Origin of the sequence: Ancylomarina euxina, assembly GCF_003863355.1 — a bacterium.
GTDB lineage: Bacteria > Bacteroidota > Bacteroidia > Bacteroidales > Marinifilaceae > Ancylomarina > Ancylomarina euxinus.
Genome location: NZ_QQWG01000075.1, coordinates 1 through 401 on the forward strand (window position 1 = coordinate 1; position 401 = coordinate 401).

1 protein-coding gene is annotated in these 401 nt (G+C 37.4%); it reads left to right on the plus strand.

All coding sequences use genetic code 11. The features are described 5' to 3' along the window. Nucleotides 1–305: hypothetical protein (locus DWB61_RS17715; protein WP_225423423.1), on the plus strand; the 305-nt coding region annotated here is incomplete at its 5' end. Nucleotides 306–401 lie beyond the last annotated feature (96 nt).

Below are 401 nucleotides of genomic sequence, written 5' to 3' on the forward strand. Positions count from 1 at the left end.
GAAATTTAGATGCATGGATTCGTCGAAAATTACGATGTTTCCGATTAAAGCAATGCAAACGAACCATTGGCATTAAACGCTTCCTAACCAAGTTAGGCGTTAAAAGTTGGCAAAGCTGGATTTTAGCTCTATCAGGAAAAGGATGGTGGCGATTGTCGGGTTGTCCTCAAGCTCATCAGGCTATGAATCTACAATGGTTCATAGATTTAGGATTATACAATATGTCAGTTATCTATAAACAGTTCAAACTTTATTCGAAACCGCCGTGTACGAGAGTGGACTTGCAACAAAAATGTGGACAATAAGTTAAGTCATGCCGCTCTCTTTTGATTATTTAATAGCCTTCCGTATTCTAAAGGCGAAAGATAATTTAAAGAAGAATGCCTTCTACATGTATTGTA